1 protein-coding gene is annotated in these 500 nt (G+C 29.0%); it reads right to left on the reverse strand.

All coding sequences use genetic code 11. From position 1 onward, the window contains the following. Nucleotides 1-413, reverse strand: a 413-nt coding sequence (locus tag RCF13_RS13880; protein ID WP_308141263.1) for a hypothetical protein, incomplete at its 3' end; no start/stop codon positions are given. Between the last annotated feature and the right edge of the window lie 87 nt (nt 414-500).

Below are 500 nucleotides of genomic sequence, written 5' to 3' on the forward strand. Positions count from 1 at the left end.
AGCTCTATACCTTTAGCATTTTTAAATTCGCTAACCTCTCTTATATCCCATTTTATATCATACGTTAAGTATTCAAAATATGACTCTAATTCTAAATCAATATAATTTTGATTTTTTTCTACTCGCCCCCTTTTCATAGCTTCCAACACAATCTCTTTACGTTTTTCTTTCTCTGGAAAAACAGAAGATTCATATATAGAAAAATAAGTTACAAGATCTTTACGAATTGACTCTTTATACCCGGACGGAATTGTTATAGTACGATAGAAACATTTAGGTATTGGTGCCATGTTTTCACTTGGAAAAAGAACAAATCCTCCACTTTGCAATTTCATACGCTCATTATAGTATCCGTGCGTAATAACTTTAAAATTATTACGTAGTATTAAATTTTTCTTATTATTTTCCATCATATTTGTATAATACTGGTTTATATATTGGGAACTAGGTGAAAAACATTTAGGAAAACAAAAAACATATAGTTGAGCATCCAAATCATT

Origin of the sequence: Stenotrophomonas maltophilia group sp. RNC7 (assembly GCF_030910085.1) — a bacterium.
GTDB lineage: Bacteria > Pseudomonadota > Gammaproteobacteria > Xanthomonadales > Xanthomonadaceae > Stenotrophomonas > Stenotrophomonas sepilia.